Here is a 26,301-nt window from a genome sequence, read left to right on the forward strand (position 1 = left end):
GACTTCGACTGGATCATGAGCGCTGACACCTCCACGACGCTGCCCGACATCAAGGTGTCCGTGCGGCAGACCTTCGGCATCGACAGCGACCTGCAGGTGCCGGCCTTCTCGTCCGCGACGCAGCACGTGCCGGAGGTCGACAGCGCCTACCGCTTCGACCGCGACACCACCATGGCCATCCTGGCCGGCTTCGCCCACAACCGGCGGGTGATGATCCAGGGCTATCACGGCACCGGCAAGTCGACCCATATCGAGCAGGTGGCGGCCCGCCTGAACTGGCCCTGCATCCGCGTCAACCTGGACAGCCACATCAGCCGCATCGACCTGGTCGGCAAGGACGCCATCGTGCTGCGCGAGGGCAAGCAGGTGACCGAGTTCCGCGAGGGCATCCTGCCCTGGGCGCTGCAGAACCCCTGCGCCATCGTGTTCGACGAATACGACGCCGGCCGGCCGGACGTGATGTTCGTGATCCAGCGCGTGCTGGAGGTCGAGGGCAAGCTGACCCTCCTGGACCAGAACCGGGTGATCCGCCCGCACCCGGCCTTCCGCATCTTCGCCACCGCCAACACCGTCGGCCTGGGCGACACCACCGGCCTCTATCACGGCACCCAGCAGATCAACCAGGGCCAGATGGACCGCTGGTCGATCGTCGCCACGCTGAACTACCTGCCGCACGACGCCGAGGTCGGGATCGTGCTGGCCAAGGTGCCGGATTTCGACACGGAGGAGGGACGGGCCAAAGTCAACGCCATGGTCCGCCTGGCCGACCTGACCCGCGCCGGCTTCATCGGCGGCGACATCTCGACCGTGATGTCGCCGCGCACGGTGATCACCTGGGCCGAGAATGCGCGCATCTTCGGCGATGTCGGCTTCGCCTTCCGCCTGACCTTCCTGAACAAGTGCGACGAGGTCGAGCGGTCGACCGTGGCCGAGTACTACCAGCGCTGCTTCGGCACCGAGCTGCCGGAAAGCGGCGTCCGCGCCCATCTGGCGTAAGCCGGTCGGGTCGTAGGTTTGCTGTCATTGCCGGGCTTGACCCGGCAATCCAGAAGGTCTCGACAGCCTCTGGATGCCCGGGTCAAGCCCGGGCATGACAGATGAGGGAGAACGGCGAAAGCCGTAGAGACGAAGCAGGCGATGCCCCAGGACGACAGCCCGATCGAGGTGTTCAAGCGCGCCACCACGGCGACGGTGCGGGCCATCGCCGAGCGGCCCGAGATCACCGTGGCCTATTCCAGCGAGCCGCCCGGCGTCGCCGGCACCCGCGCCCGCCTGCCGCAGCCCTCGCGCCTCTTGACCTCGGCCGAGGTGGCCAAGGTGCGCGGCGCCGCCGACGCCGTGGCCCTGCGCCTGAAGCACCACAACCCCAGGCTGCACGCCGCCCGCATGCCGCAGGGCGAGACCGCCCGCGCCGCCTTCGAGGCGCTGGAGCAGGCGCGCTGCGAGGCGATCGGCGCCACCCAGATGGCCGGCGTCGCCGGCAATCTGGCGGCGGCGCTGGACGACCGCTTCAAGCGCCAGGGGCTGGACCGGGTGACCGAGCGCGAGCAGGTGCCGCTGGCCGAGGCGGTGCGGCTGGCCGCGCGCGAGGCGATGACCGGCGAGAAGCCGCCGCCCAACGCCCGCCACGCCGCCGATCTGTGGCGGTCCTGGCTGGAGAGCCGGATCGGCCGGTCGCTGCATGAGCTGGGCGAGACGATGGAGGACCAGGAGGCCTATGCCCGCTGCGCCCGCCATTTGCTGGCCGAGCTCGACCTCGATGTCGGCCAGGAGGACGAGGCCCAGGAGGACGAGGAAGGCGAGGACGAGGACAAGTCCCAGGGCGAGGAGCCGGAGGAGCAGGGCCGCGAGGGCGAGCAGGTCAGCGCCACCGCCGACGACAGCGAAAGCGACCCGGAGAGCGGCGACGAGACCGACGCCGAGGGGGCGGAGCAGGAGGCGTCCGAGGACGCCGAGGAGTACGCCACCGAGGACAGCGAGACGCCCGGCCAGCCCTGGCGCGACGAGCAGACCGGCGCGCTCGACCCGAACGGGCTGAACTACAAGGCCTTCACCACCCAGTTCGACGAGGTGGTGCCGGCCGAGGAGCTGTGCGACGCCGACGAGCTGGCGCGGCTGCGCCTGATGCTGGACCAGCAGCTGCAGCACCTGCAGGGCGTGATCGCCAAGCTGGCCAACCGGCTGCAGCGCAAGCTGATGGCGAAGCAGACCCGGTCCTGGGATTTCGACCTGGAGGAAGGCCTCCTCGACGCCGCCCGGCTGGCCCGGGTGGTGATCAACCCGCTGACGCCGCTGTCCTTCAAGCAGGAGAAGGACACCGATTTCCGCGACACCGTCGTGACCCTGCTGATCGACAATTCCGGGTCGATGCGCGGCCGGCCGATCACCATCGCCGCGATCGCCGCCGACATCCTGGCGCGGACGCTGGAGCGCTGCGGCGTCAAGGTCGAGATCCTCGGCTTCACCACCCGCGCCTGGAAGGGCGGCATGGCGCGCGAGCGCTGGATCCAGCAGAGCAAGCCGCAGAATCCCGGCCGGCTGAACGACCTGCGCCACATCATCTACAAGGCCGCCGACGCGCCCTGGCGCCGGGCCCGCAAGAATCTCGGCCTGATGCTGCGCGAGGGCGTGCTGAAGGAGAACATCGACGGCGAGGCGCTGCTCTGGGCCCACAACCGCATCGTCGGGCGGCCGGAGCAGCGGCGCATCATGATGGTGATCTCCGACGGCGCCCCGGTCGACGACTCCACCCTGTCGGTCAACCCCGGCAACTATCTCGAGCGGCACCTGAAGCAGGTGATCGAATACATCGAGCGCTGGTCCCCGGTGGAGCTGGTGGCGATCGGCATCGGCCACGACGTCACCCGCTACTACCGCCGTGCCGTGACCATCGTCGACGCCGAGCAGCTGGGCGGCACCATGATCGACAAGCTGGCCGAGCTGTTCGACGAGGAGCCGAAGCGGACGGTGGCGCTGCGCCGCGCCAGCTGACACCAACACCTCGCCGTCACCGCAGGCTTGGAGGCGAAGCGATCCGGCGCCGCGCCCCGGCTTCGCCGTCTCGGCTCCATATCGATGCCACAATAAAACTGTTCATAATGGCTTCGAAGGGACATTATATGCCCCTCCGAGCGAAGAGGACTTCTGTGGTTTAACCGGACGTCGATCTCACGAGATCGGCGGTTATTTCAGGAACCGGGTGGTTCCATATTGGCCTATTTTCCTGTTCTAGGATATCGGAGTACAGGAATGCCGGCATGCCATGATCGACTTGGGGGCGAGGCGCATGCGGCGGTTCGTTTCAACGGGACATGCCGTTCCGCCGGGGCGGGCCATGGAGAAGGGGCGACCGGGTGACCGCGGGCGCGCAGGCGATCCTCCGGACCGTGCAGCGGATCTACGACGCGGCGATGGAGCCGGAGGCATGGCCGCACTGCCTGGACGCCGTGCGCGACCTGGTCGGCGGCTCGCACGCCGTGTTCACCACGACGAGCCCGGACGGCGTCCAACTGTCCACATGCTCGCGGATGGATGTGCGGCAGCACGGCGAGCGCTGCGACCGGATCCTGCACAGCGATTTCTGGACCGAGCAGATGCAGCGGTTCCCGACCGGCACCGCCCGCACCCAGTCCTCGATGGTGCCGGTGCGGGTCTATGAGCGGACCGATTTTTACCAGCAGCTGATCCGGCCGATCGGCGGCGGGCTGGCGGCGGTGGCGGTGCCGTGGCGCGGTCCGTCCGGCTGGTCGGCCGTCCGCGTCTGCCGGCCGCTGCACGAGCGCGATTTTGGTGCTGAAGAGGTGAGCCGGCTGCAGGTCCTGGTGCCGCATCTGGCCAAGGCCGGCAAGCTGAACCGCCGCCTGGCCAGCGCCGACCCGCGCGCGACCGGCGCCCTGGCCGCGATCGACGCGCTGGGCCTGGGCCTGATCCTCTTGGACCGGCATGGCCGGCCGGTCTACCGCAACGAGCGGGCGGAAGCCGTGATCGCGGCGCGCGACGGGCTGCTGGCCGATGCCTACGGCCTGGCCACCACCCTGCCGGCGCAGACCCGGGCGCTGCACCAGGCGATCGCCGCGGCGATGCTGCTGGCCGGCCCGGATGGGGCCGACGCCGCGCTCGGCCGCGCCGCCGCCGCGGTGCTGCGCATCCCGGTGTCGCGCCGGCCGCCGAACCGGCCGTTGATCCTGACCGTGGTGCCGGCGCCCGGCCCTGGCCGCGGCCCGGCTCCTGAAGAGCCCGGCGCGGTGGCGGTGCTGATCTCCGACCCAGACCGCTGCAGCCGCATCGACACCGCCGGCCTGGCCAGCGCCTATGGCCTGACCCGGCGCGAATCCGCCGTGGCGGCGCTGATCGCCGACGGCCTCGGCCCGGCCGAGGCGGCCGAGAGCCTGGGCATCTCGATCGGCACCGCCCGCCACTATCTGAAGCAGGTGTTCGAGAAGACCGAGACGCATCGGCAGGCCGAGCTGGTGCGCCTGCTGCTGCACAGCTTCGCCGCCCCCGACGCCGGCGCCGCGGCCGGGCGCTGAGCGGCCCGCCGCTTGACCGCCCGGCCGGGATCGGGCCTGCTGCCCTCCGCGATTGAGGAGGCGCCATGCCGACCCCGGAGACCCCGCCGGTGCTGGAGACCGCCCGGCTGATCCTGCGCCCGACCCGGTCCGAGGATTTCGACGGCTGGGCCGAGATGATGGCCGACCCGGAGGCCGCGCGCTTCCTCGGCGGCGCGGTGCCGCGCCCGGCGGCCTGGCGCGGCTTCGTCATGGTCGCCGGGGCCTGGGCGATGCAGGGCTTCGCCATGTTCTCGGTGATCGAGAAGGCGACCGGGCAGTGGATCGGCCGGCTCGGCCCCTGGCAGCCGGAGGGCTGGCCCGGCACCGAGATCGGCTGGGGCCTGTGCCGCGCCGCCTGGGGCCAGGGCTATGCCACCGAGGGCGCCGCCGCGACGATCGACTGGGTCTTCGACCGCCTCGGCTGGACCGAAGTGATCCACTGCATCGCGCCGGAGAACGAGCCGTCCAAGGCGGTGGCGCGCCGGCTGGGCTCACGCTTCCGACGCAACAGCCTGCTGCCGCCGCCTTTCGACAGCTTCGAGGTCGAGATCTGGGGCCAGACCCGCGAGGAATGGCACAGCCGGGCCGGAGGCGGCCGGCCGTGACCGTCGCGATCCGCCCCGGCCGGCCGGAGGACCATCCGGCCCTGCTGGACATCTGGCTGCGCGCCGTGCGCGCCACCCATCATTTCCTGACCGAGGCCGACGTCCAGGCCATGCTGCCGCTGCTGCGCGACCAGTATCTGGCGGCGGTCGAGCTGTGGGTCGCGGCCGGGCCGGACGGTGCGCCGGAAGGCTTCATGGGGCTGGACGGCGCCAAGGTCGAGATGCTGTTCGTCGATCCGGATCGGCACGGGCGGGGCATCGGCCGGGCTCTGCTGGCCCATGCCGCGGCGCTGAACGGCGACCTGACGCTGGACGTGAATGAGCAGAATCCGGGCGCCCTGGCCTTCTACCGCAGATGCGGCTTCCGCGAGACCGGCCGGTCGCCGCTGGACAGCCTGGGCCAGCCCTTCCCGCTAATTCACATAACCTCGGCACCCGGCTAAGAGACCGCCTGGAACTGCTACTGGCGCGGCCGTCTGACGGCGGTTTCTGCGCTTCCGGTGCTCACGGACTTGAACGTCCGCTGCGCGCCGGTTCTCGAAACCACCGCCAGCCGACTCGCGCCAGCGCATTTCCAAACGGTCTCTAAGGTGGCGCGACCGGCTTGCCGAGGCGGCGGGTGGTCGGGGTGAAGCCGGCCGCCGCGTAGCAGGCGACCGCCCCGGCGTTGAACTCCCAGACGCTGAGTTCGAGTCTGCTGAGACCCCGGCTGCGCGCCCAGTCCTCGGCATGGCGGAGCAGCAGCCCGGCGACGCCGCGCCGGCGATGGCCCGGCATCACCACCAGATTGTCGATCTCGACGAAGCGGCGCTCCGGCCGGACCGGATTGGCCGCGACCGTCTTCTCGATCAAAGTGGCCAGCCCCGCCAGCTCGCCGTCCACATCGGCGACCAGGATGGTGCTGCCGGGCCCGGCGAGCAGCTCGGCGATCAGCTCCGGGCTGCGCGCGGGCCCGTCCGGCTCGACGAAGACGTCAGGCCGGACCTCGCGGTGGAACCGGTCGAGCTCGGCGAACAGGGCGCAGAGCGCGGGATGCTCGTCCGGCCGGGCCGGGCGGATGATGACGGGCGGCATGTCGGGTCTCCTGGTGGCGCCGCGCAGCCCCGGGGACCTCACACAAGAATGCCGCCGGAACCGGCGGCATGGGTGGGCATGGTTCGTCTCCCCGCCGCCTCAGATGGGCGGGGCACCGTATCGCGGAGCGGGGCGATGCTGACGAACCATGCCGGCAGGCTATCGGCGGGCCGGGCGATGGTCAACGGCCGGCCGCCTCTTACAAGATCAGGCTGCGAGCCGAGCCGCGATTGCCGCGACATGCCGCCCCTGATGGCGCGCGCCTTCGAGCTCACCCTCCGATGGCCGGCGACGGTCATCACTGCCCGAAAGGGTGGATGCACCGTAGGGCGATCCGCCGGTGATCTCATCCATCCGCGTCTGGCCGGCGAAGCTGTAGGGCAGGCCGACAATGATCATCCCGAGATGCAGCAGCACGGTATGGAAGTTCAGGATCGTCGATTCCTGGCCGCCGTGCTGGGACCCCGTCGAGGTGAAGGCGGCGCCGACCTTTCCGACCAGCCGGTTCTCGAACCACAAGCCGCCGGTCTGGTCGAGGAAGTTCTTCATCTGGGCCGCCATCATGCCGTAGCGCGTCGGCGTGCCGAAGATGATCGCGTCATAGCCGGGAAGCTCGTCGATGGTGGCGAACGGTGCGGGCTGATCGGTCTTGTAGCCGGCTTCCCGGGCCACGTCGGCCGGGACGAGCTCGGGCACGCGTTTGACCGTAACCTCGGCGCCGGCCTCTCGCACGCCGTCCGCAACAGCCTGTGCCATCATCTCGATATGCCCATAGGCCGAATAGTAGAGGACCAGGATCTTTGTCATGGGGGTTCTCCTGTTGACGCCCCCAGACCTATCCAGTTCCACAGATTGACTGTAGCCCGCTGAATGCCACCACGGTGTTGCCATTTCCACAACAGCAACCGGGAAGGCCGCCCAGGCCCGATGCTAGACGCGAAGCACCCTCTGGAAGTGCCCGGCGAGGTGTTCCAGCACCGCCCGAGCCCGCCCGGGGAGCCGGGCGCTCGACGGGAACAGGGCGAAGAGCCCGACCTCGGGCAGGGGAAAGTCCTCGAGCACGCGAACCAGCCGGCCGGCCGCGACGGCCTCGTCGGTGATGAAGCGCGGCAGCCCGACCAGCCCGCGTCCCGCGATGGCCGCCGCCAACAGGGCACTGCCGTCATTCGTCTTCAGCCGCCCGCGCGTGCGGATGGTCTTCCATTCGCCGCGGACCAGGAACCGCCATTGCTCCGCCGGATTCATGTTGGCGTAGGTCAGGCACTCGTGCCTTTCCAGATCCTCCGGCACGACCGGCGTTCCCTTTTCGGAAAGGTAGCCGGGGCTGCCCACCACAGCACGGCCGATCCTCCCGAGCTTGCGCGATACCAGCACGGAATCCTTGGGATCGCCGATGCGGATCGCGAGATCGAAGCCGCCGAGGGTGATATCGACATAGCGGTCATTGAGATCGAGGTCGATCTCGAGGGCCTCGTGGAGGGCCATGAGTTGCGTGACGGCGGGCAGCACGTGCAGCGTCCCGAGATTCGTCGGCGCCGTGATCCGGACCAGGCCGCGGATAACCTTCGCGCCCAATCCGACGGCTTCCACCGCCTCGTCCAGATCCTCCAGGGACCGCCGCGCCCGCTCGTGAAATCCCGCGCCCAGCTCAGTCAGGGTCACGGCGTGGGTCGTCCGGCTGACCAGCAGCGCACCCAGGCGCCGCTCCAGCCCACTCACGCGTCGGCTGATCACCGACTTCGAGATCCCCAGCCGCTGTGCCGCTTTGGTGAAGCTGCCGGTTTCAGCCACATGCAGGAAGGCTTCGAGCTCTTCCAGACTCGGACGCATCGGTACACCGCGGTTGCTGTTGCAGTTCAGGCAACATGTTTTTCGCAAAACGCTCGTTACAAGTGCAACACGCAACACGCCACATCCGGGGTCAGAGCAATGCCATCACGAGATTCCGATGACAGTCACAACCAGCATCTGGCTTTTCCAACTGGTCACGGCGGCGAGCCTGACACTCTGGATGATCGTCTCCGTCCTCAACAATCTGCAGGGATTCCGTGCGTCGACGGCCGCAATCGGCCAGACCATGGGAATGACGCTTCTGCGTGACCCGCCGTTCGACACGCTGCCGTTCCTGAAACGCGCGATGTGCAGCCCGCATGTTCATCGGGCTGCGCTGGTCGGGGTCATCCTTGCCCAGGGCGCCAGTGCGCTGCTTCTCCTCGCGGGCACGATCGCCCTCGCAGGAACCCCTGCCGACGTCGCCACAGGTTCGGGCGCCATGCTGCTCAACCTCGGCCTGGCGGCCTTCATCCTTTGCTGGAGCTCCATGTTCACGGCCGGGCTCTGGTTCGGATACTGGATCAAGCAGGAAGGGCTGCTCCTGACCCAGCTGCTGCTGACGGGCTGGGGCCTCGCCAGCTTCCTGGTCTTCAATCTTCCGGTGTCTGCCGCCGCTTCCGCCTGAGCAGCCGCCCGCGTGCGGGACGACGGCATTGCCCTCAGGCTGGTCGCAGGGCGCCCGCGTCGCGGTCAGACATGCGCCCGCGGGCCACTTCGCCGGCAATGATCCGCGCGGCCTCGCCCGGGGTCAGGGCCCCATTGTCGATGACGACGTCGGAAAAGGGCGGGCCGGCATAGCCTTCCGCGTACATCTCGACGATCCGCCCGCGTTCCTCCTCCGACAGCGGCCGGCCGCCGCGGTCGGCCAGGGCGACGGCCATGGGCGGAGCCAGCGTGGCCACGAACAGCCGTGCCCCTCGCCGGCCGGCGGCAGCGGCGAGGCGGGCGTGATCCTCCACCCGCAGCGGGTAGGCGACCACCAGGTCGCCTGCGGCGGAGGCGATCAGCGCCTCGATCCGGGCCAGGGCCGTGGCGATGATGGTGTCGAGGTCGGCGTCGTTCGGCGCGGCATGATCGTCGCCCTCGACGAAGGCGGCGCCGGGCAGGAGGCCGCTCAGGTGCCGCCCCACCGTCGACTTGCCGGAATTGATCGGCCCGTTGATGCAGATGATGTCCACGGCCTGTCCCGTCCTGTCGCGGAGCGCTGTCTTAGCCCCGCGAAAGGTTCTTGTCAGGCGAACAGCTTCTCCAGCTCGTCCAGGCATTCCGCCCAGCCGCCGCGCACGCTGTCGGCATACTCCCGGCTCGGGGTCCGGCTGTGGTGGACGGTGACTTCGGTGCGGCCGGGCGCGACCTCGCGGAACTCGACCGTCACCTCGGTCTCGGCGCCGCGGAACTGGGCGAAGGGTCCGTCATAGATCCAGCTCTTGACGATGCGTCGGCCGGGCACGAGCTCGCGGTAGACGCCGGTGGTGCTGTGCCGTTCGCCGCTGCCGCCGACCACGTCGATGCGCCAGCGGCCGCCGACCTGCGGGTCGGTCTCGGCCAGGGCGCAGGTGTAGGGCGGCGGCGCCAGCCAGCGACGCAGCTTCGCCGGGTCGGTCCAGGCCTCGTAGGCCTGCTGCGGCGTGGCGTTGATGATGCGGCTCTGGGTGACCGTCTCGACCGGGGCCATGGCTCTCATTCCTTCTCCGGTGGCGGGAACAGGGCGTCGAGCGCATCGAGGCGCCCGGCCCAGAAGCGTTCGGCGAAGCGCAGCCAGTCCTGCGCCTCGGCCAGCGGCTGCGGGTCGAGGCGGCAGAGATGGGTCCGGCCGCGGATGGTGCGGCGCACCAGACCGGCGCGCTCCAGCACCTTGACGTGCTTGGAGGCGGCGGCCAGCGACATCCGGAACGGCGCCGCCAGGTCGCCGACCGTCCGTTCGCCCTCCGCCAGCCGGCGCAGCATCTGCCGGCGGGTGGGGTCGGCCAGGGCGTGGAACACACGGTCGAGCGCGACCCGATTCTCAACCATTTAGTTTAGAATAGATAGGCCGATCCGAACCATCAACCGATCGGTTGAATGACGCTCGTCTTGAGAATGCCCCGAAGATCCGCTACCGCCAGGATGGGATCGTGGGGGCGCGGATGATCGGGGTTTTCGATTCGGGACATGGTGGGCTGACGGTGCTTCGGGCCCTGACGCGGCACCTGCGGCAGCAGCGCTTCCTCTATCTCGGCGACCACGGCCATGCCCCCTACGGCAACCGCGAGCCCGAGGAAATCTACCGCCTGACCGTGGCGGCGGTGGAGCGGCTGTTCGGCCTGGGCTGCCGGCTGGTGGTCCTGGCCTGCAACACCGCGGCCGCCACCGGGCTGCGCCGGCTGCAACAGACCTGGCTGCCGCACCACCATCCCGACCGCCGCGTGATCGGCGTGCTGGTGCCGATGGTGGAGGCGATCACCGGCGTGCCCTGGATGGCCGATATCCGCACCGGCCGGCACCGCGGCGAGCCGCGCACCGTCGCCATCTTCGCCACCCGCCACACGGTGCGGACCGGCGCCTTCGTCGAGGAGATCGGCAAGCGGGCGCCGGAGATCACGGTGGTGCAGCAGGCCTGCCCGGTGCTGGTGACGCTGATCGAGCGTGCGGCGCCGGAGGCGGTGCTGCGCCGCGCTGTGCGGCGCTATGCGGCCCTGCTGATGCGACAGCTCGAAGGCGTGCCGCCGGATGCGGTGATCCTGGGCTGCACCCACTATCCGCTGGTCGCGGATCTTTTCGCCGAGGCGCTACCGCCGGGGGTGGAGGTGCTGTCCCAACCCGACATCACCGCCCGCAGCCTGAAGGCCTATCTGGGACGACACCCGGAATTCGACACCGCCGACGGGGCAGAGACGCCGCCCCTGTTCTTCACCACCGGGGATGCCGGCCAAATCTCCGCCCTCGCCACCCGCTTCTACGGCCGCCCGGCGCTGTTCCGGCCGGTTGGGATGGAGGTGCTGGTCGAAGCGCAGAGCCGATCTGCGATTTCAGAGTCCCGTGCCGGCGGGACGCCGCTGTGATGTCGCCCGCAGAACGGCCGGATCTCAAGCAGCCTTTGGAAGGTACTCGGCATGGACGATGCCAGAGCCGAGCCGCCTGAGGTCCCCGAGCTCGAGGATCGAGGCGTAGCCTGCCGGAAAGAGCCGGGTGCCGCGCCCAAGAACTGTCGGGTAGATCGTCATGTGCACCTTGTCGACGAGCCCGTGCGGCAGCAGCGAATGGACGAGCCCGGGGCTGCCATAGATGACGATGTCGCCGCCGCGCTCAGCCTTGAGAGCACGGACGGCGCCGACCACGCCCCCTGAAAGCACGGACGTATTCGTCCACGTCGCCTCCTTGAGCGTGTTCGACGCGACGTATTTGCGCATGCTGTTCAGCTTGCGCGCGAAGCCCGCCGGATCGTCGATGTCGGGCCAGGTGCTGGCGAAAGCCTCGTAGGTGACGCGGCCCAGAAGCACGATATCAGCAGCCCAAAGCTCTTCATGCACGATGGTGTCGCCCTCGGGCCCACGGTCGAAGGGGCCGGTCCAGTTGCCGAGACCGGAATTCTCCATGCCGACAGGGTCCTGCACGACACCGTCGAGGGACGTGTAGACACTGACCACCAGCTTGCGGGGCATTTCCATCTCCCTTATGACGAGATACGGATTTGAACCGGTTCAATCGAGCATGAACCGGTTCAAATCGACAGTCAAGCCGGATTTGAACCGGTCCAAAGAATGTGCCATAAGGCTTCCATGCAGAAACCCACCCTCATGGATGTGGCGCGAGTCGCAGGCGTATCGAAGGGGACGGCGTCCAACGTCTTCAATCACCCCTCGCTCGTGCGCCCGGTCTTGCGCGAGCGCGTGGAGGCGGCCGCGCGGCAAATCGGCTATCTCGGTCCCGATCCGATGGGGCGGATGCTGAGCGCCGGCAAGGTGAATGCCATCGGCGTCGCCACGGCCGAGCCGATGGATTTCTTTTTCGAGGATCCGTTCGCCCGCGCCATCATGGCCGTGGTCGCCCGCGAAGCGGACGCCCGAGGCTCCGGGATTGCGCTGATTTCGGCAGCCAGCGACAGGACTCTCGCCTGGAATATCGGCAGCGCCACCGTCGACGGCTTCATCCTGTTCTGCATCGAGGGTGGCGTCCGGCTCGTCGAGCTCACACGAAAACGGCGTCTGCCATTCGTGGCGCTGGAGCTCGGCGTGGATGACGAGACCATTCCGGCGGTGGGCGTCGACAACGTATTCGGGGCGAGGCTCGCGGCGGAGCATGTCGTCGCCCTCGGCCATCGCCGCGTCATGGTGCTGTCGATGCCCTATGGCGACCGGACCGGGAGCGGCTGGTCCACCCGAGGAGATGGCGAGCGGGCGGAGTATTCATCGACCGCCGACCGCGTCATGGGCTATTTCGACGCGCTGGCCGAGGTCGGGCTGCAGCCGCCGATGTACCAGACGCGCAACGACGAACCGACCGTGACGGCCGCGCTCGAGGCAGCCTTCGAGGGCGAGGCGAGGCCGACGGCTCTCCTGTGCATGTCGGACAAGATTGCGCTCATTGCGATCGATTGGCTCACGGCGCGGGGTCTGCGTGTGCCAGCGGACGTATCCGTCATCGGTTTCGATGACATTCCCGCGGCGTCACAGGCCCGGCCGCCGTTGACGACTGTCGCTCAGCCCATCGCCGAGATCGGTCGGCTCGCGGTCGAGGCCATACTCAAGCCGGACGTGCAAAATCGGCGTCAGAAACTACCGGTGACACTTGTCGTCCGCGCCTCGACGGGGCCTGCGAGTCGGGGATGACAAGCCAATTGGGAAAAACTCGATCCCGGCCTCCCATGGATTGTCCCGCATCGACTGCAGGCGCGTCCGCCAGTCGCCGTCGTGGATTTCCAGCTTATGGCCGTCCGGGTCGAGGAAATACACCGAAGGTCCTTCGGTCTGGTTCAGGCGCCAGATGACGGTGCCATGGGCCGACAGCCGGCTCGAACACGCATCGAAATCGGCCACGCTGAACGCGATGTGGGTGTAGTCGGGATGGGGCGACGACCTCGTCTTCTCGTCGAAGCTGAGGCAGAGCCAGAGATCTCCGGCCAGCAGATAGGCGCCACGGCTCCATTTCGCCAAAGGCTTCAGCCCCAGCACGTCGACATAGAACCGGAACGATCTCTCGACGTCGCTGACCGCAAGGGTGACGTGGTTGATGCCGGTGACCATCGGGCGCCACCTTCTATCGGGAATAGGCCAGAGCGTGCCCGGGCTCCGGCCAGTCCATCGCCACCAGCCGGCCCGTGCCGGACAGGGTGATATAGGCGGTCCTCCGATCGGCCCCACCGAAGCAGATGTTGGTTACGATCGGGTCCGGCAGCATCACCTGTCGCAGGACGGTGCCCTCCGAGGAGATCACGGTGATGCAGCCGGTGATCAGCGTGGCGACGCAGATGTTGCCCCGGGCGTCGACCGCCAAGCTGTCGAAGCGCTGATATCCGGGCAGGCCGCAGACCAGCCGGCCGCCATGCGGCGACGGGAACGGATGCTTCCGCGCCCGCCCCGGTTCCTCCAGGTCGAAGGCCCAGAGCCGCCCGGTCTCCGTCTCCGACACATAGACCACCGATTCGTCCGGCGACAGGCCGACACCGTTCGGCGTCTCCATCGGATAGGCGACTTCGACGATCCGAGAGCCGTCGGCCAGGGCATAGTACAGCCCGCCATAGTCCCGGTCGCGCTCGCGGTGCTTGCCGAAATCGGTGAAGTAGAAGCCGCCGGAGCGGTCGAAGACGATGTCGTTCGGGCCGCACAGCCGATGGTCGCCGCAGCGGTCGTAGAGGGTGCGGACCTCGCCGGTGGCGAGGTCGAGCCGCTCAATCCTCCCGCTGGTGTAGTGCGGATGGACGCCGCGGCGCATGCGGTTGAAGCCGCCGTCGAGATGGAACAGGAAGCCGCCATTGTTGCAGACATAGAGCGCGCCGTCCGGCCCGACCGCCAAGCCGTTCGGCCCGCCGCCGAGCTGCGCCACCACCTCGACCGTGCCGTCGGGCCGGACGCGGCTGACGGTCTCGCGCTGGATTTCGACGATCAGGAGGGAGCCGTCGGCCTCCGCCACCGGCCCTTCCGGGAACAGGAGTCCGCTGGCGACGACGCGGATGTCGGGCATGGTCTTCCTCCGGCGGATGGCCTGGATCGGGCCGCGGCCTTCTTGCGTGCTTCCGCACGATAGCGTCGCCGCGGGTCCCGTCCAGGCCGATCCGGGCGCCCTCAGCCGATCGTCCGCGGCTTCAGGATGTCCTCGAGGCCGATCCGGCGCAGCAGCTCGGCCCGGACCCGGTCGGCGACGCCGTTGACGATCTCGGCGCCGTCCTGCGACGGGTCGATATGGACGCGGAACGGCCGCTTGCCGAAGGGCGTGTCGACCACCCGGACGATGGCGTCCGCCACCGCCTGCGGGTCGGCGTCCGGCGGCTCGAGCGCCGCCAGGCCCTTGAAGGCGACCTCGCTGAAATCCGCGGTCGGGCCCTTCGCATATTCCTCCGCCCGCGCCGTGTCGGCCGGGGTGCCGGAATGGGCGAAGTGGTTGGTGCCCTTGGTGAAGGCGCCGGGGACGATGATCGAGGTCTCGATGCCCCAGCGCGCCAGCTCGCCGGCATAGCTGACCGCCAGCGCGTCCATCCCGGCCTTGGCGGCGAAATACGGCGCCAGATAGGGCGGGGTGCCGCCGCGCGTGCTGCTGGAGGACACCCAGACCAGCAGCCCCCGGCGCTGCTTGCGCAGCTGCGGCAGGGCGGCGCGGTTGACCCGCTGCGTGCTCAGCACGTTGATATCATAAAGCTGGGCCAGCTGCTCCGGCGTGAAGGCCTCGGCCGGGCCGTAGACCATGTGGCCGGCATTGTGCACGACGACGTCGAGCCGGCCGTGTTCGGCGATGATCTGCGCGATCGCGGCATCGACCGAGGGCTGCGAGGCGACGTCGAGCTCGACCGTGCGCAGGTCGATACCGTGCTGCTTCGCATAGGCCTCGACCTCGGCCACCTGCGGCGCATTGCGGCCGGCGGTCTCGCGCATGCTGGCATAGACGGTGTGGCCGGCATGGGCCAGGGCGCGGGCGGCCATCAGGCCGAAGCCGCTCGACGCGCCGGTGACGACGATGACATGGCTCATGGCTTGCTCTCCTCGAATTCAGGCCTGGTCAGACGAGGCCGCCATTGGCCCGCAATACCTGGCCGTTGACCCAGCCGCCGTCCGGCCCGGCGAGGAAGGATATGGCAGCGGCGACGTCTTCCGGCGTGCCCAGCCGCTCCAGCGGCACGGCCTTGGCGAAGCGCTCGACCAGCTCGGGCGACTTGCCGTGGAAGAACAGCTCGGTGCCGATCGGGCCCGGGGCCACGGCGTTGACGGTGATATTGCGGCCGCGCAGCTCCTTCGCCAGCACGCCGGTCAGCGTCTCCACGGCCGCCTTGGTCGCGGCATAGACGCCATAGGTCTCCAGCTTCGTGCCGACGACGCTGGTCGACACGTTGATGATCCGGCCGCTGTCGCGCAGCCGCCTCGCGGCCTCGCGCAGCACGTTGAAGGTGCCTTTCAGGTTGATCGCGACCGTCCGGTCGAACAGCGCGTCGTCGCTGTCGGCGATCCGCGCCAGCTGCATGATGCCGGCATTGTTCACCACCACGTCGACGCCGCCGAAGGCCGTCTCGGCCGCTTCGAACATGCGGCGCACTGCGATCGCGTCCGTGACGTCGGCCTGGGCGATCAAGGCCCGTCCGCCCGCCTGCTCGATCTTGCGGGCCAGGGTCTCGGCAGCCTCCGCATTGCCGGCGTAGTTGATCACGACGGTGCAGCCGTCGCGGGCGAGCCGTTCGGCGACCGCGGCGCCGATGCCGCGGGACGCGCCGGTGACGATGGCCACCTTGTTGGGCGCGACCTTGCTGCTGTCTTCGCTCATCTTGTCCTCCAAACCCCGACATCGTGTCGGTGAGAGGAAGATGGACCCTTATCATCTGCCGGATAATCTGCTATGATCCGGCATCATCATTCGGATATCCGGAACAATACCCATGGATCGGTTGGACGCGATGCGGCTGTTCCTGCGGGTGGTGGAGCGGCGCAGCTTCTCGCTCGCGGCGCAGGATCTCGGCCTGCCCCGCTCCACCGCCACCGAAGGGGTGAAGCAGCTGGAGGCACGGCTGGGCGTCCGGCTGCTGCAGCGGACCACCCGGCAGGTCCGGCCGACGCTGGACGGCGAGGCCTATTACCAGCGCTGCCTGTCGATCCTGGCCGATATCGAGGAGGCCGAGGCCGCCTTCACCGGGGCGAAGCCGAAGGGGCTGCTGCGGGTGAATGTGCACGGCATCCTGGCCCGGTCCTTCATGATGCCCGGCCTGCCGCGGTTCCTGGCAGAATACCCCGAGATCCAGCTGCATTTCGGCGAGGGCGACCGCTTCGTCGACCTGGTCCGCGAGGGCGTGGACTGCGTGCTGCGGGTGGGCCAGCCCGCCGACAGCTCGCTGATCGGCCGACGGATCGCGGTGCTGCAGGAGGGCACCTTCGCCAGCCCGGCCTATCTCGAGCGGTTCGGCACGCCGCGTACGCCGGACGACCTGGACGGCCACCGGATGGTCGGCTTCCTGTCCTCCGCCACCGGTGCCCTGCTGCCGCTGGAGTTCACGGTCGGCGGCGCGCGGCGCGAGGTGACGCTGCCGGTGACGGTGTCGGCGGCGGGCGCCGAGATCTACTTCGCCTCGGGCCGGCTGGGGCTGGGTCTGATCCAGCTGCCGCGCTACCGCCTGGCGGAGGACCTGGCGGCCGGCACCATGGTCGAGGTGCTGGCCGACACGCCGCCCTCCCCCTCGCCGGTCTATGTGCTGTACCCGCACAGCCGGCAGCTCTCGCCCCGCGTCCGGGTGTTCATCGACTGGCTGGCGGCGGAGTTCGCCGCCCGCCTGCCGCCAGTCGAGGGCGGCTGAGGACCGCAGGAGGCGGCGTTACGCCGCCTCCTCCTCCCCATCGATCAGCCCCATCGCCTGGTGCTCGAACAGGGTGCGGTAGTGGCCGCCCTCGCGCTTCACCAGCTCGGCATGGGTGCCCTGCTCGACGATCCGGCCGCGGTCGAACACCAGGATGCGGTCGACCTTCTGCACGGTCGACAGCCGGTGCGCGACGATGATCGTGGTGCGGCCCACGATCAGCTTCTCCACCGCCTGCTGGATCAGCGATTCCGACACGCTGTCCAGGCTGGACGTCGCCTCGTCCAGGATCAGCACCGGAGCGTCGGCCAGGATGGCGCGGGCCAAGGCCACGCGCTGGCGCTCGCCGCCCGACAGCTTCACCCCGCGCTCACCGACCAGCGTGTCGTAGCCCTGCGGCAGGCGGGAGATGAAGTCGTGGGCATAGGCCTGCTTCGCCGCCTCGACGATCTGCTCCATCGTCGCGTCGGGCCGGCCGTAGGCGATGTTCTCCGCCAGGGTACGGTGGAACAGCACCGGCTCCTGCGGCACCAGCGCGATCTGGCGGCGCAGGCTCTCCTGCGTCACCTCGGCGACGTCCTGGCTGTCGATGCGGATGGCGCCGCCGTTCAGATCGTAAAGGCGCTGCACCAGCTTGACGAAGGTGCTCTTGCCGCTGCCGGAATGGCCGACCAGCCCGATCCGCTCGCCCGGGGCGATGGTCAGGGTGAAGCCGTCATAGATCGGCTGCTGCTGGCCCTGGTAGCGGAAGGTGACGGCGTCGAAGTCGATCCGGCCGGCCTCGACCTTGATCGCAGACGCGCCCGGCCGGTCCTCCACCCCGAGCGGCTGGTCCATGAAGTCGACCAGTTCCTCCATGTCGTTGACCGCGCGCTGCAGGTTGCGGACATGCATGCCGACGCCGCGCAGGTAGCCGTGGATCAGAGCGTAGGTGCCGAGGACATAGGTGATGTCGCCCGGCGTCGCCAGGCCGCGCTGCCACAGCCACAGGCCGATGCCCAGCACCATGCCGTTCAGCGCCACCATGATCAGGTTCTGGGTGGTGCCGGAGTTGGTGCCGCGGTGCCAGGTGCGGCTGGTGCGCTGGCGCCAGATCTCGACCGTGCGGGCGATGAAAGCGTCCTCGCGCCGCTCCGCCCCGAAGGTCTTCACCACGGCGTTGCAGCCGATCGAATCGGCCAGGTTGCCGCCCAGCTTCGAATCCATCTCATTGGCCAGCCGCGCCACCGGGGCGACGTAGCGCAGCACCAGGACCAGGCTGACCAGCAGGAACAAGGCGACGCCCACCGCCACCGCCGCCCCCATCAGCGGCCAGCGCGCCGCCAGCAGGGCGGTGGCGCCGAGCAGGACGAGGATGGAGGGCAGCAGCTCGACCAGGATCACGTCGTTCAGCAGATCCATCGCCCAGGTGCCGCGGCTGATCTTGCGCACCGTGGATCCGGCGAAGCTGTTGGCGTGCCAATCGGTGGAGAAGCGCTGGACGCGCCAGAACGCCTCCTGCGTCATCGCCTGCATGATCCGGGTGGTCAGCCGTATGATGGCGCGGAACACCTGGTCGCGCAGCGCCACATAGACGATGCCGAGCCCGACGATGGTCAGCAGCGCCCGGAGGGCCGTATCGTAGCCGCCGGGGCCGGAGGCGATGGCGTCGACCATGCGGCCGGCGAAGACCGGCAGCACGACGTCGATCGCGGTCGACGCCAGCACGCCGCCGACTGCGAGCGCGACCGGCAGCGGATGACGGCGCCAATGGCCGAAGCTGAAGCGCAGCACGCGCAGCAGAGGATTCTGGTGGGTGGTCTGGTCTAGCGCCACGGTCGTTCCGACACCGCCGAAACGGTGTCCTCCCGGCTGAACGGTTCAGGCGAGTCGGCGAGGGCTCGGGGCCCGGCGCCGACGGCGATCTGAGGGTTTCGGGATGGGACGCCCGGCTGTATCGGCGCGTCCTCGGCGAGGGTCCGGCGGCCCCCGGGGCCAGACCAGCCGGGGGCGCGGAGGCGGACCTACCTAATGACGGAGGTCCGGGGAGCTGACGATGCGTGGCGATGTCACTGCAACTCCCCCTCTGCCGTTTCGTGGATGCCGTTCAACCCGCCGCGACGGGCAGGACGACCTTGATACCAGCGACAGAATGTTTCGGCAAGCCGTGATGGGAACACACACCCGCCGGAGACAAAAAGGGCCGCTCGCGCGGCCCTTTCCGGATGGATCGGCAAAAGAGAAGCTGGACCTTACGGCTTCTTCGGCTTCTGGGCCGGGGCCGCCGCCTTGTCGGCCGGCGCCGCCGCGGTCTGCGTCTTCCCGGCCTCGTTGTAGCGCGCGTGCAGCAGCTCGTAGGACTTGCTCAGATACTCGTCCAGCTGCTGCGGGGTGTACTTGACCACCTCGGCGAACTGGTCCTTGCGCGCCAGGCAATAGGCCACCTGGGTCATCCGCTGCATGCGCTGGGATTCGTCATTCGCCATCTTGGTGCGATAGGTGTCGAACAGACGCGCGCCGTTGCCCTTGTTGTACTTGGCCAACAGCTTGCCCAGCTTGTCCTGAGTATCCAGGATCCGGTCGTCGTTGTTGACCGTCCACTGATTGAAGGCGCGCCAGATGGCCGGATCGTTGTATTCTTCCTTGCAGCTCAGGCCGGTGACCATCATCTCGGTCTGCAGCTTGATCAGCAGGTCGTAGCGCACCTCGGTCGGCGTCAGCTGCGCCTTCGCCGGCAGGTTCACCGGCTGGTAGTTGCCGACGTCGGGGAAGAGCCCCCCCGTCTGCGGCTTCGGCGGCGCCTCCTGGCAGGCCGCCAGCGCCGTGGCGGCCAACGCGGCCGCGACAAAACCCTTCATCATCCTCATCGGTACCCCCGCAGATCCATCGCCCGCACTTTAGCGCAGAAGCCCCGCCGACAGAATCCGAAATACGACCCAGCTCATATGGTGCTTCAAGGGAGACCCTTATCCCATTGTGATGCATCAGTAAAGCGCGATCAATCCCGGCTCAGTTCCAGGGCTTCGTGGCCGAGTTCCGTGAGCTGCCAGGACGGGTCGTCGGCGTCCGGGTTGAGGCAGGCGATCAGCTTCGCCCGGCTGGTCTCGCGCAGCGTGGCGCGCACCCGCCAGACCGGCAGGCCGGCGGCCTCGGCCAGCTGCGCCGCGGTGTGCGGGACGGCGAGCAAGGTGAGGCTGCGCTTCGCCACCTCGGTCAGCGTGCCGTCGGGATTGATACAGGCCATGATATCAATGCGGTGGGCGGGTCAGCCCTTCACCTCGGTCTGGCAGTACCACCAGTCGGTGTAGTCGTAGCCGCCCTTGGCCCGGGCCTCGGCATCCTCGATCGTCCGCGGCGCCGGCACGATCACCTTGTCGCCAGGGCGCCAGTCGGCGGGCGTCGCGACCTTGTGCTCGTCGGTGGTCTGCAGCGCGTCGATCAGGCGCAGGATCTCGTCGATATTCCGGCCGGTGGTCAGCGGATAATAGATCATCGCCCGCACCACCCCGGCCGGGTCGATGACGAAGACGCAGCGGCTGGTCTCGGTGCCCGACTGCTCCGGCATGATCATGCCGTACAGCGTCGCCACCTTGCGGTCGCTGTCGGCGATCACCGGGAATGGGATCCGGGTGCCGAACAGCTCCTCGATCCGCTTGGTCCAGGCGAGATGGGCGTAGATGCTGTCGATCGACAGGCCGAGCAGCTCGACTCCGCGCTCCTTCAGCGCTGGGGCGATCCGGGCGAAGGCGACGAATTCGGTGGTGCAGACCGGAGTGAAGTCGGCCGGGTGCGAGAAGAACACGACCCAGCTGCCGCGGAAATCCTCGAGCGCGAGGCGCCCATGCGTGGTCTCGGCTTCGAAGGGCGGAGCCACCTGCCCGAGGCGGGGCAGGCTGGGCAGAGGGGATGATTCGGTCATGGCGGGACCCATTGGTGACGTCGATAGCGTCGGCGACGTTACAGGATAGTCCAGCTTCGCCGCGGTGGCCAACCGGCTGGCCCGGCTGTGGACCGCGGTATAAGCTCGCGCCCGAGCCCGCCGGGCCGGCGGGCCTGCCGGAGGATCGGAGATGAGACGCATCGCGGCGGCCGCGGCACTGCTTCTCGCCCTCAGCGGCCCGGCTGCAGCCGAGATCGACGTGCTGCGCCGGGCCCCGGAGCTGATCCGGGCGGTCGACGCCAACGATCTCGATCAGGTCCGCACGCTTCTGCTGAGCGGGGCGTCGCCCAATGCGACCGACCTCAACGGCCGCACCCCGCTGGTGATCGCCGCCCGCGACGGCCGTGCGGCGCTGGTACGCGAGCTGCTGCGCTTCGGCGCCCAGCCGGACCAGCCCGATTCCCTGGGCAACACGCCGCTGTTCTGGGCGGCAGACACCGGCGACACCGGTGTCGTCCGCGCGCTGCTGGACGGCAAGGCCAACCCGAACCGCGCCAACCGGCAGGGCATCACGCCGCTGATGGCGGCCGCCCGCAGCGGCAGCCTGCCGGTGGTGGAGGCGCTGCTGGCGGGCGGCGCCAACCCGCAGCTGCGCGACTTCACCGGCCGCTCCGCCCTGGGCTGGGCGGAGACCAGCCGGTCCCGGTCGGTCGCGGCGCGGCTGCGCAAGGCGGGCGTGTCGGACTGACTGACAGGATGCGACGGACGGGGCGCGGTTGCGGTCCGCGCCCCGTCCAGTTAGGAGTCCCGGTCGTCGAGGGGCAGCAATGACGACCGGGACCGAGGCGGGGCCGTGGGGCGGCCCCGTCTCACGGGTGCTCCGCCTGGGGGAAGGCGGGACCCGCTTCGGTGGCCGGCTTCTTGCGATCGCGCCAGGCGATCAGCCGGTAGAACATCGGGATGAAGAAGGTGGCGATGACGGTGGCGGCGAGCATGCCGCCGATCACCCCGGTGCCGATCGAATGGCGGCTGGCCGAGCCGGCACCGCTGGCGATCGCCAGCGGCAGACAGCCCAGGATGAAGGCCAGCGAGGTCATCACGATCGGCCGGAAGCGCAGCTTCGCCGCCTCCAACGCCGCCTCGACCGCGCTCATCCCCTCCTCGCGCTTCAGCACCGCGAACTCGACGATCAGGATCGCGTTCTTGGCGGCGAGGCCGATCAGGGTGACGAGGCCGATCTGGAAGTAGACGTCGTTCTGCAGCCCACGCAGCCACACCGCGACCAGCGCCCCGAACAGGGCGAAGGGCACGGCCGTCAGCACCGCGATCGGCAGCGACCAGCGCTCGTACTGCGCCGCCAGGATCAGGAAGACCATGACGAGGCCGAACAGCAGCGCCTGGTTGCCGGAGCCGCCGGCCGACTGCTCCTGGAAGGCGGAGCCGGTCCAGGCCAGGGCATAGCCCTGGGGCAGCACCTCCTTGGCCAGCTGCTCCATCGCCGCGATCGCCTGGCCCGAGGAGAAGCCCGGGGCCGGGCCGCCCATGATCTTCGCCGCCGGGAAGATGTTGAAGCGCTCGACCTGGTCGGGGCCGGTGATCCGGCGGGCCTTCACCAGCGCGTCGATCGGGATCATGGCGCCGCTGTCGGCGCGGACGAAGACCTGCTTCAGGTCCTCCGGCCGCTGGCGGAAGTTGCCTTCCGAGGCCAGGCTGACGCGGTAGTTGCGGCCGTAGAGGGTGAAGTCGTTGACGTAGAGGCTGCCGAAGGTGGCCTGCATCGCGTCGAAGATCGATGAGATCGGCACGCCCAGCGCCCGCGCCTTCTCGCGGTCGACGTCGAGCTTGTATTGCGGGATGGCGATGTTGAACATCGACCGCACCCCCGCCAGGTCCGGCCGCTTCGCCGCAGCCTCGACCAGCCGCTGCGTCACCTGGGCCAGGGCCGGATAGCCAGCGCCGGTGCGGTCCTGAACATAGGCCTCGAAGCCGCCGGTCGTGCTCATGCCCATGATCGGCGGCGGGTTGAAGGCCAGCACCATCGCATCCTTGATGCCGGCGTTCATGCCCATGAAGGGGCCCGGCAGGTTGCGCGCATCCAGCGCCGGGTCGGTGCGCTGCGACCAGTTCTTGAGCGGCACGAAGACGACGCCGCCATAGGTCTTCTGCGCCGCCGACAGCAGGTCGAAGCCGGGCACGTCGATGCTTTCGCTGACCGCCGGGTGCTTCAGGATGTTCTGCGTCGCCTCGGCCAGCGCCTTCTCCGTCCGCTCCAGCGAGGCGGCGGGCGGCAGGAAGGCGGCGACGATCAGGTAACCCTGGTCCTCGTCCGGCACCAGCGAGCCCGGGATCTTCAGGAACAGGTAGCCCGCCACGCCGGCAAAGCCGGCGAAGAGCAAGAGGCCGATGGCGAAGCGCTTGAGGAAGAAGCGCACGCCGGCGGTGTAGGTCGCGGTGATCCCGTCGAACACCCGGTTGAACCAGCGGAACGGCAGGGCCGGTTCGTGATGGCCGGGCTTCAGGATCAGGGCGCAGAGCGCCGGGGTCAGGGTCAGCGCGACGATGCCGGAGATGGTGACCGACACCGCGATGGTGACCGCGAACTGGCGGTACATCTCGCCCGCGAGGCCGCCCATGAAGGCGACCGGCACGAACACGGCGCAGAGCACCAGCACGATGGCGATGACCGGGCCCGACACCTCGTCCATCGCCTTCCGCGCCGCCTCCTTCGGCGGCAGCTTCTCGGTGCGCATGATGCGCTCGACATTCTCGAGCACGACGATCGCGTCGTCGACGACGATGCCGATGGCGAGGATCAGGCCGAACAGGGTCAGCAGGTTGATCGAGAAGCCGAGCATGTACATGCCGGCGAAGGTGCCGAGGATCGAGATCGGCACGGCGATCACCGGGATCAGCGTCGCCCGCACATTCTGCAGGAAGACGAAGACCACCAGCACGACCAGCACCATCGCCTCGATGAAGGTCTTGATCACCTCGTCGATCGAGACCTGGACGAAACGGGTGGTGTCGTAAGGGATGGCGTAGGTGATGCCGTCGGGGAAGGCCTGCTTCAGCTCCTCCATCCGCGCCTTCACCCCCTCCGCCGTCTCCAGCGCGTTGGCGCCGGGCTGCAGGTAGATGCCGATCGCGGCGGCCGGCTTGCCGTTGTAATTGGCGGCGGAGTTGTAGGCCTGGGCGCCGAGCTCGACCCGCGCCACGTCCTTCAGCCGCAGCGTCGCCGCGTTGCTGTCGGACTTCAGGATGATGTTCTCGAAGGCCTCGGCGTTCGGCAGGCGGCCGTCGGTCGTCGCCGAATAGGTGAAGGCGAGGCCGTTCGCGTCCGGCTCCTCGCCGAAGCGGCCGGCGGCGAACTGGGCGTTCTGCTCCCGGATCGCGGCGGCGACGTCGCTCGGCGTCAGGTCGTACTGCGCCAGCTTGTCCGGCCGCAGCCAGATCCGCATCGAATAGTCCTTGCCGGCGCCGAACAGCGAGGCGTCGCCGACGCCGGGCACGCGCTTGAGGTCGTCGATGACATTCAGCAGCGCGTAGTTGTTCAGGTAGATCGGGTCGTACTTCCCGCTCTCGTCGTGCAGGATCACGGCCTGCAGGATCGAGCTGGAGCGCTTGTCGACGCGGACGCCGGTGCGCTGCACCTCCTGCGGCAGGGTCGGCAGCACGCGCTGGACGCGGTTGTTGACGTTGATCGTCGCCTGATCGGGATCGGTGCCGATCTTGAAGGTGACGGTCAGCGTCATGGTGCCGTCGCCGGTGTTCGTCGACCGCATGTACAGCATGTCGTCGACGCCGTTGATCTGCTGCTCGAGCGGCGCCGCCACGGTCTGGGCCACGGTCTCGGCGCTGGCGCCGGAATAGGTCGCGGTGACCGACACCTCGGGCGGCACGATCTCCGGATACTGCGCGATCGGCAGCACGCGCATCGCCACCAGCCCGGCCAGGGTGATGACGATCGAGAGAACGGCCGCGAAGACCGGCCGGTCGATGAAGAAGCGGGAGATCACGGGGTCACCTGCGCGACCTTGGCGGCCGACGGCCGCACCGGGCTGCCCGGCTGGACCTTGATGACGCCCTCGGTGATGATCCGCTCACCGCCCTTGAGGCCGCTCTCGACCAGCCAGCCGCCCTCGACCTCGCGGCCGAGCGTCAGCGGCCGCGCCTCGGCCTTGTCGCCCTCGCCCAGGGCGTAGACGAACGGCCCCTGCGGGCCCTGCATCACCGCCACCTGCGGCACCACGATGCCCTGCTTCAGCGTCAGGCCGCCGACGGTGACCCGGACGAACTGGTTCGGCATCAACAGGCCCTGGGCGTTCGGCAGCACCGCGCGGGCACGGACCGTGCCGGTCGCGCCGTCGACGATGCTGTCGGTGAAGTTGATGGTGCCGCCCTGGTCGTAGACCCGCCCGTCGCCCAGCTTCACCGTCACCGGGAAGCGGCGGTCCTGCGGCCCGTCGACCTTGCCCTGGTCGAGCAGCCGCCGGATCTCGGCGAAGTCGGCGTCGCTGAAGGAGAAGGTGACATAGGCGGGGTCGAGCTGGGTGATCCGGGTCAACAGGCCGTTGACGCTGATCAGGCTGCCCTCCGGCACCTCCTCGATGCTGGTCATGCCGCCGAGCGGCGCCGTCACCGTCGTGTAGTCGAGGTTGAGCTGCGCCGCCTTGAGCTGCGCCTCGGCCGCGGCCACCGCCGCCTCGTCGGTGCGGACCTGGGCCGCGGTGTCGTCGCGGTCCTTCTCCGAGCCGGCGCGGCTGGCGAACAGACGGGCGGCGCGCTCGGCATTGACGCGGTCGTTGGCGAGCTGGGCCTGGGCCTGCTGCAGCTGCGCCTTGGCGCGCGCCACCTCGGCCTCGTAGGTCGCGGGGTCGATGCGGAACAGCTCCTGCCCCTCGGTCACCCGCGCGCCCTCGGTGTATTCGCGCTTCAGGAGGATGCCGCCGACGCGGGCGCGCACCTCGATCTCGCGGAAGGCCGAGACGCGGCCGGCATAGGTGTAGGTCAGCGGCACGGGCCCGGCCGACACCTCCTGCACCGTCACCTCCGGCGGCGGGGGCGCGGATTGCGTCTGGGCCTGGGCTTCACCGGCATTTTCGTTGCAAGATGCGAGAATCGGCGCGGCGGCCACGGTAAGGGCCAACGCGACGGCGCGAAGTGAAGACGACTTGCTCACGGTGACCGCCCCTTTGCCTGAGAGTTTTTTGCACTGCACAATATATTCCACCAGCAGAGCGCAGTGCGGGATTGATTTATATACATTCCCGAATGTATGTATGGAGAGCATGAACCGCTCCCGCAATCCACCATTCGGCCCCCACGCTGCCATGTCGGCACTTCCCCAGAATGCCTGCCCTTCATCGCCGGAGCAACGGCGGACGCCGAGCGGACGCAACGACACCGTCTATCGGG

Annotated in this window: 27 protein-coding genes; 10 read left to right on the forward strand and 17 right to left on the reverse strand. The window is 69.0% G+C overall.

The genetic code is table 11. The features are described from left to right. Positions 1-15: 15 nt before the first annotated feature. From cobS to KXR53_RS05705, 5 genes are all read left to right on the forward strand, one after another. Entirely contained in the window at positions 16-996 is a 981-nt protein-coding gene (cobS, locus tag KXR53_RS05685; RefSeq protein ID WP_437374128.1) for a cobaltochelatase subunit CobS, read from the forward strand. 141 nt (positions 997-1,137) lie between these two features. Further along, a complete protein-coding gene (cobT, locus tag KXR53_RS05690) occupies positions 1,138-2,991 on the forward strand; it encodes a cobaltochelatase subunit CobT (protein WP_437374129.1) in 1,854 nt (617 codons plus the stop codon). 362 nt (positions 2,992-3,353) lie between these two features. Continuing rightward, positions 3,354-4,529, forward strand: a complete 1,176-nt coding sequence (locus KXR53_RS05695; RefSeq protein ID WP_437374130.1) for a helix-turn-helix transcriptional regulator — start codon at positions 3,354-3,356, stop codon at positions 4,527-4,529. A 65-nt stretch (positions 4,530-4,594) separates the two neighbouring features. Next, positions 4,595-5,155, forward strand: a complete 561-nt coding sequence (locus KXR53_RS05700) for a GNAT family N-acetyltransferase (RefSeq protein WP_437374131.1) — start codon at positions 4,595-4,597, stop codon at positions 5,153-5,155. Beyond that, entirely contained in the window at positions 5,152-5,598 is a 447-nt protein-coding gene (locus tag KXR53_RS05705) for an acetyltransferase (protein WP_437374132.1), read from the forward strand. The genes KXR53_RS05700 and KXR53_RS05705 overlap by 4 nt, the downstream gene beginning before the upstream one ends. Before the next feature lie 142 nt (positions 5,599-5,740). Here KXR53_RS05705 and KXR53_RS05710 read toward each other — a convergent pair whose 3' ends face one another. From KXR53_RS05710 to KXR53_RS05720, 3 genes are all read right to left on the reverse strand, one after another. Continuing rightward, positions 5,741-6,229 (reverse strand): N-acetyltransferase family protein, encoded by a 489-nt coding sequence (locus KXR53_RS05710; RefSeq protein ID WP_437374133.1) that lies wholly within the window; start codon positions 6,227-6,229, stop codon positions 5,741-5,743. Positions 6,230-6,436: 207 nt separating this feature from the next. After that, a complete protein-coding gene (gene wrbA, locus KXR53_RS05715) occupies positions 6,437-7,036 on the reverse strand; it encodes an NAD(P)H:quinone oxidoreductase (protein ID WP_437374134.1) in 600 nt (199 codons plus the stop codon). A 123-nt stretch (positions 7,037-7,159) separates the two neighbouring features. Beyond that, the gene (locus tag KXR53_RS05720; RefSeq protein WP_437374135.1) at positions 7,160-8,059 is read right to left on the reverse strand and encodes a LysR substrate-binding domain-containing protein; all 900 of its coding nucleotides are present in this window, start codon (positions 8,057-8,059) and stop codon (positions 7,160-7,162) included. Positions 8,060-8,177: 118 nt separating this feature from the next. Between KXR53_RS05720 and KXR53_RS05725 the strand changes: the two genes are divergently transcribed. Beyond that, positions 8,178-8,687 (forward strand): DUF2165 family protein, encoded by a 510-nt coding sequence (locus KXR53_RS05725; protein WP_437374136.1) that lies wholly within the window; start codon positions 8,178-8,180, stop codon positions 8,685-8,687. Positions 8,688-8,721: 34 nt separating this feature from the next. On the opposite strand, the gene KXR53_RS05730 is transcribed toward KXR53_RS05725, so the two are convergent. The 3 genes from KXR53_RS05730 to KXR53_RS05740 are packed head-to-tail and all read right to left on the reverse strand — an operon-like array spanning position 8,722 to position 10,075. Then, complete coding sequence (locus tag KXR53_RS05730; protein WP_437374137.1) at positions 8,722-9,240, reverse strand: hypothetical protein; 519 nt, start codon at positions 9,238-9,240, stop codon at positions 8,722-8,724. Between the two features lie 53 nt (positions 9,241-9,293). Continuing rightward, entirely contained in the window at positions 9,294-9,746 is a 453-nt protein-coding gene (locus KXR53_RS05735) for an SRPBCC family protein (protein ID WP_437374138.1), read from the reverse strand. Further along, a complete protein-coding gene (locus KXR53_RS05740; protein WP_437374139.1) occupies positions 9,743-10,075 on the reverse strand; it encodes an ArsR/SmtB family transcription factor in 333 nt (110 codons plus the stop codon). The genes KXR53_RS05735 and KXR53_RS05740 overlap by 4 nt, the downstream gene beginning before the upstream one ends. A 113-nt stretch (positions 10,076-10,188) precedes the next feature. Between KXR53_RS05740 and KXR53_RS05745 the strand changes: the two genes are divergently transcribed. Continuing rightward, positions 10,189-11,103: a glutamate racemase gene (locus KXR53_RS05745; RefSeq protein ID WP_437374140.1), complete on the forward strand. Its 915-nt coding sequence runs from the start codon at positions 10,189-10,191 to the stop codon at positions 11,101-11,103. A 24-nt stretch (positions 11,104-11,127) separates the two neighbouring features. On the opposite strand, the gene KXR53_RS05750 is transcribed toward KXR53_RS05745, so the two are convergent. Beyond that, complete coding sequence (locus tag KXR53_RS05750; protein WP_437374141.1) at positions 11,128-11,703, reverse strand: dihydrofolate reductase family protein; 576 nt, start codon at positions 11,701-11,703, stop codon at positions 11,128-11,130. 117 nt (positions 11,704-11,820) lie between these two features. Here KXR53_RS05750 and KXR53_RS05755 point away from each other — a divergent pair, with 117 nt between their 5' ends. After that, positions 11,821-12,870 carry a LacI family DNA-binding transcriptional regulator gene (locus KXR53_RS05755; RefSeq protein ID WP_437374142.1) on the forward strand — a complete coding sequence of 350 codons (1,050 nt, stop codon included), beginning with the start codon at positions 11,821-11,823 and terminating at the stop codon, positions 12,868-12,870. Here KXR53_RS05755 and KXR53_RS05760 read toward each other — a convergent pair. From KXR53_RS05760 to KXR53_RS05775, 4 genes are all read right to left on the reverse strand, one after another. Beyond that, the gene (locus tag KXR53_RS05760; RefSeq protein WP_437374143.1) at positions 12,817-13,284 is read right to left on the reverse strand and encodes a fosfomycin resistance glutathione transferase; all 468 of its coding nucleotides are present in this window, start codon (positions 13,282-13,284) and stop codon (positions 12,817-12,819) included. The genes KXR53_RS05755 and KXR53_RS05760 overlap by 54 nt on opposite strands. Positions 13,285-13,297: 13 nt before the next feature. Beyond that, complete coding sequence (locus tag KXR53_RS05765; RefSeq protein WP_437374144.1) at positions 13,298-14,221, reverse strand: SMP-30/gluconolactonase/LRE family protein; 924 nt, start codon at positions 14,219-14,221, stop codon at positions 13,298-13,300. 101 nt (positions 14,222-14,322) lie between these two features. Continuing rightward, on the reverse strand, positions 14,323-15,222 hold the full coding sequence (locus tag KXR53_RS05770) for an SDR family oxidoreductase (RefSeq protein WP_437374145.1): 900 nt from the start codon (positions 15,220-15,222) through the stop codon (positions 14,323-14,325). A 28-nt stretch (positions 15,223-15,250) separates the two neighbouring features. Continuing rightward, positions 15,251-16,006, reverse strand: coding sequence for an SDR family oxidoreductase (locus tag KXR53_RS05775; RefSeq protein ID WP_437374146.1), 756 nt, complete (start codon positions 16,004-16,006; stop codon positions 15,251-15,253). 112 nt (positions 16,007-16,118) lie between these two features. Here KXR53_RS05775 and KXR53_RS05780 point away from each other — a divergent pair, with 112 nt between their 5' ends. Beyond that, on the forward strand, positions 16,119-17,027 hold the full coding sequence (locus tag KXR53_RS05780; RefSeq protein ID WP_437374147.1) for a LysR family transcriptional regulator: 909 nt from the start codon (positions 16,119-16,121) through the stop codon (positions 17,025-17,027). Positions 17,028-17,045: 18 nt separating this feature from the next. On the opposite strand, the gene KXR53_RS05785 is transcribed toward KXR53_RS05780, so the two are convergent. The 4 genes from KXR53_RS05785 to KXR53_RS05800 all read right to left on the reverse strand — a co-directional run bounded on the left by KXR53_RS05785 (position 17,046) and on the right by KXR53_RS05800 (position 20,925). Then, positions 17,046-18,842, reverse strand: coding sequence for an ABC transporter ATP-binding protein (locus KXR53_RS05785; protein ID WP_437374148.1), 1,797 nt, complete (start codon positions 18,840-18,842; stop codon positions 17,046-17,048). A 416-nt stretch (positions 18,843-19,258) separates the two neighbouring features. After that, entirely contained in the window at positions 19,259-19,864 is a 606-nt protein-coding gene (locus KXR53_RS05790) for a hypothetical protein (RefSeq protein ID WP_437374149.1), read from the reverse strand. A 140-nt stretch (positions 19,865-20,004) separates the two neighbouring features. Continuing rightward, the gene (locus KXR53_RS05795) at positions 20,005-20,250 is read right to left on the reverse strand and encodes a hypothetical protein (protein ID WP_437374150.1); all 246 of its coding nucleotides are present in this window, start codon (positions 20,248-20,250) and stop codon (positions 20,005-20,007) included. Positions 20,251-20,271: 21 nt separating this feature from the next. Beyond that, on the reverse strand, positions 20,272-20,925 hold the full coding sequence (locus KXR53_RS05800; RefSeq protein ID WP_437374151.1) for a peroxiredoxin: 654 nt from the start codon (positions 20,923-20,925) through the stop codon (positions 20,272-20,274). 151 nt (positions 20,926-21,076) lie between these two features. Here KXR53_RS05800 and KXR53_RS05805 point away from each other — a divergent pair, with 151 nt between their 5' ends. Beyond that, positions 21,077-21,634, forward strand: a complete 558-nt coding sequence (locus KXR53_RS05805; protein WP_437374152.1) for an ankyrin repeat domain-containing protein — start codon at positions 21,077-21,079, stop codon at positions 21,632-21,634. 121 nt (positions 21,635-21,755) lie between these two features. On the opposite strand, the gene KXR53_RS05810 is transcribed toward KXR53_RS05805, so the two are convergent. Then, complete coding sequence (locus KXR53_RS05810) at positions 21,756-24,902, reverse strand: efflux RND transporter permease subunit (protein WP_437374153.1); 3,147 nt, start codon at positions 24,900-24,902, stop codon at positions 21,756-21,758. Beyond that, positions 24,899-25,927: an efflux RND transporter periplasmic adaptor subunit gene (locus KXR53_RS05815; RefSeq protein ID WP_437374154.1), complete on the reverse strand. Its 1,029-nt coding sequence runs from the start codon at positions 25,925-25,927 to the stop codon at positions 24,899-24,901. Before KXR53_RS05815 ends, KXR53_RS05810 begins: the two co-directional genes overlap by 4 nt. Positions 25,928-26,301 lie beyond the last annotated feature (374 nt).

It is taken from the genome of Inquilinus limosus (genome assembly GCF_051487185.1).
Lineage (GTDB): Bacteria > Pseudomonadota > Alphaproteobacteria > DSM-16000 > Inquilinaceae > Inquilinus > Inquilinus limosus_F.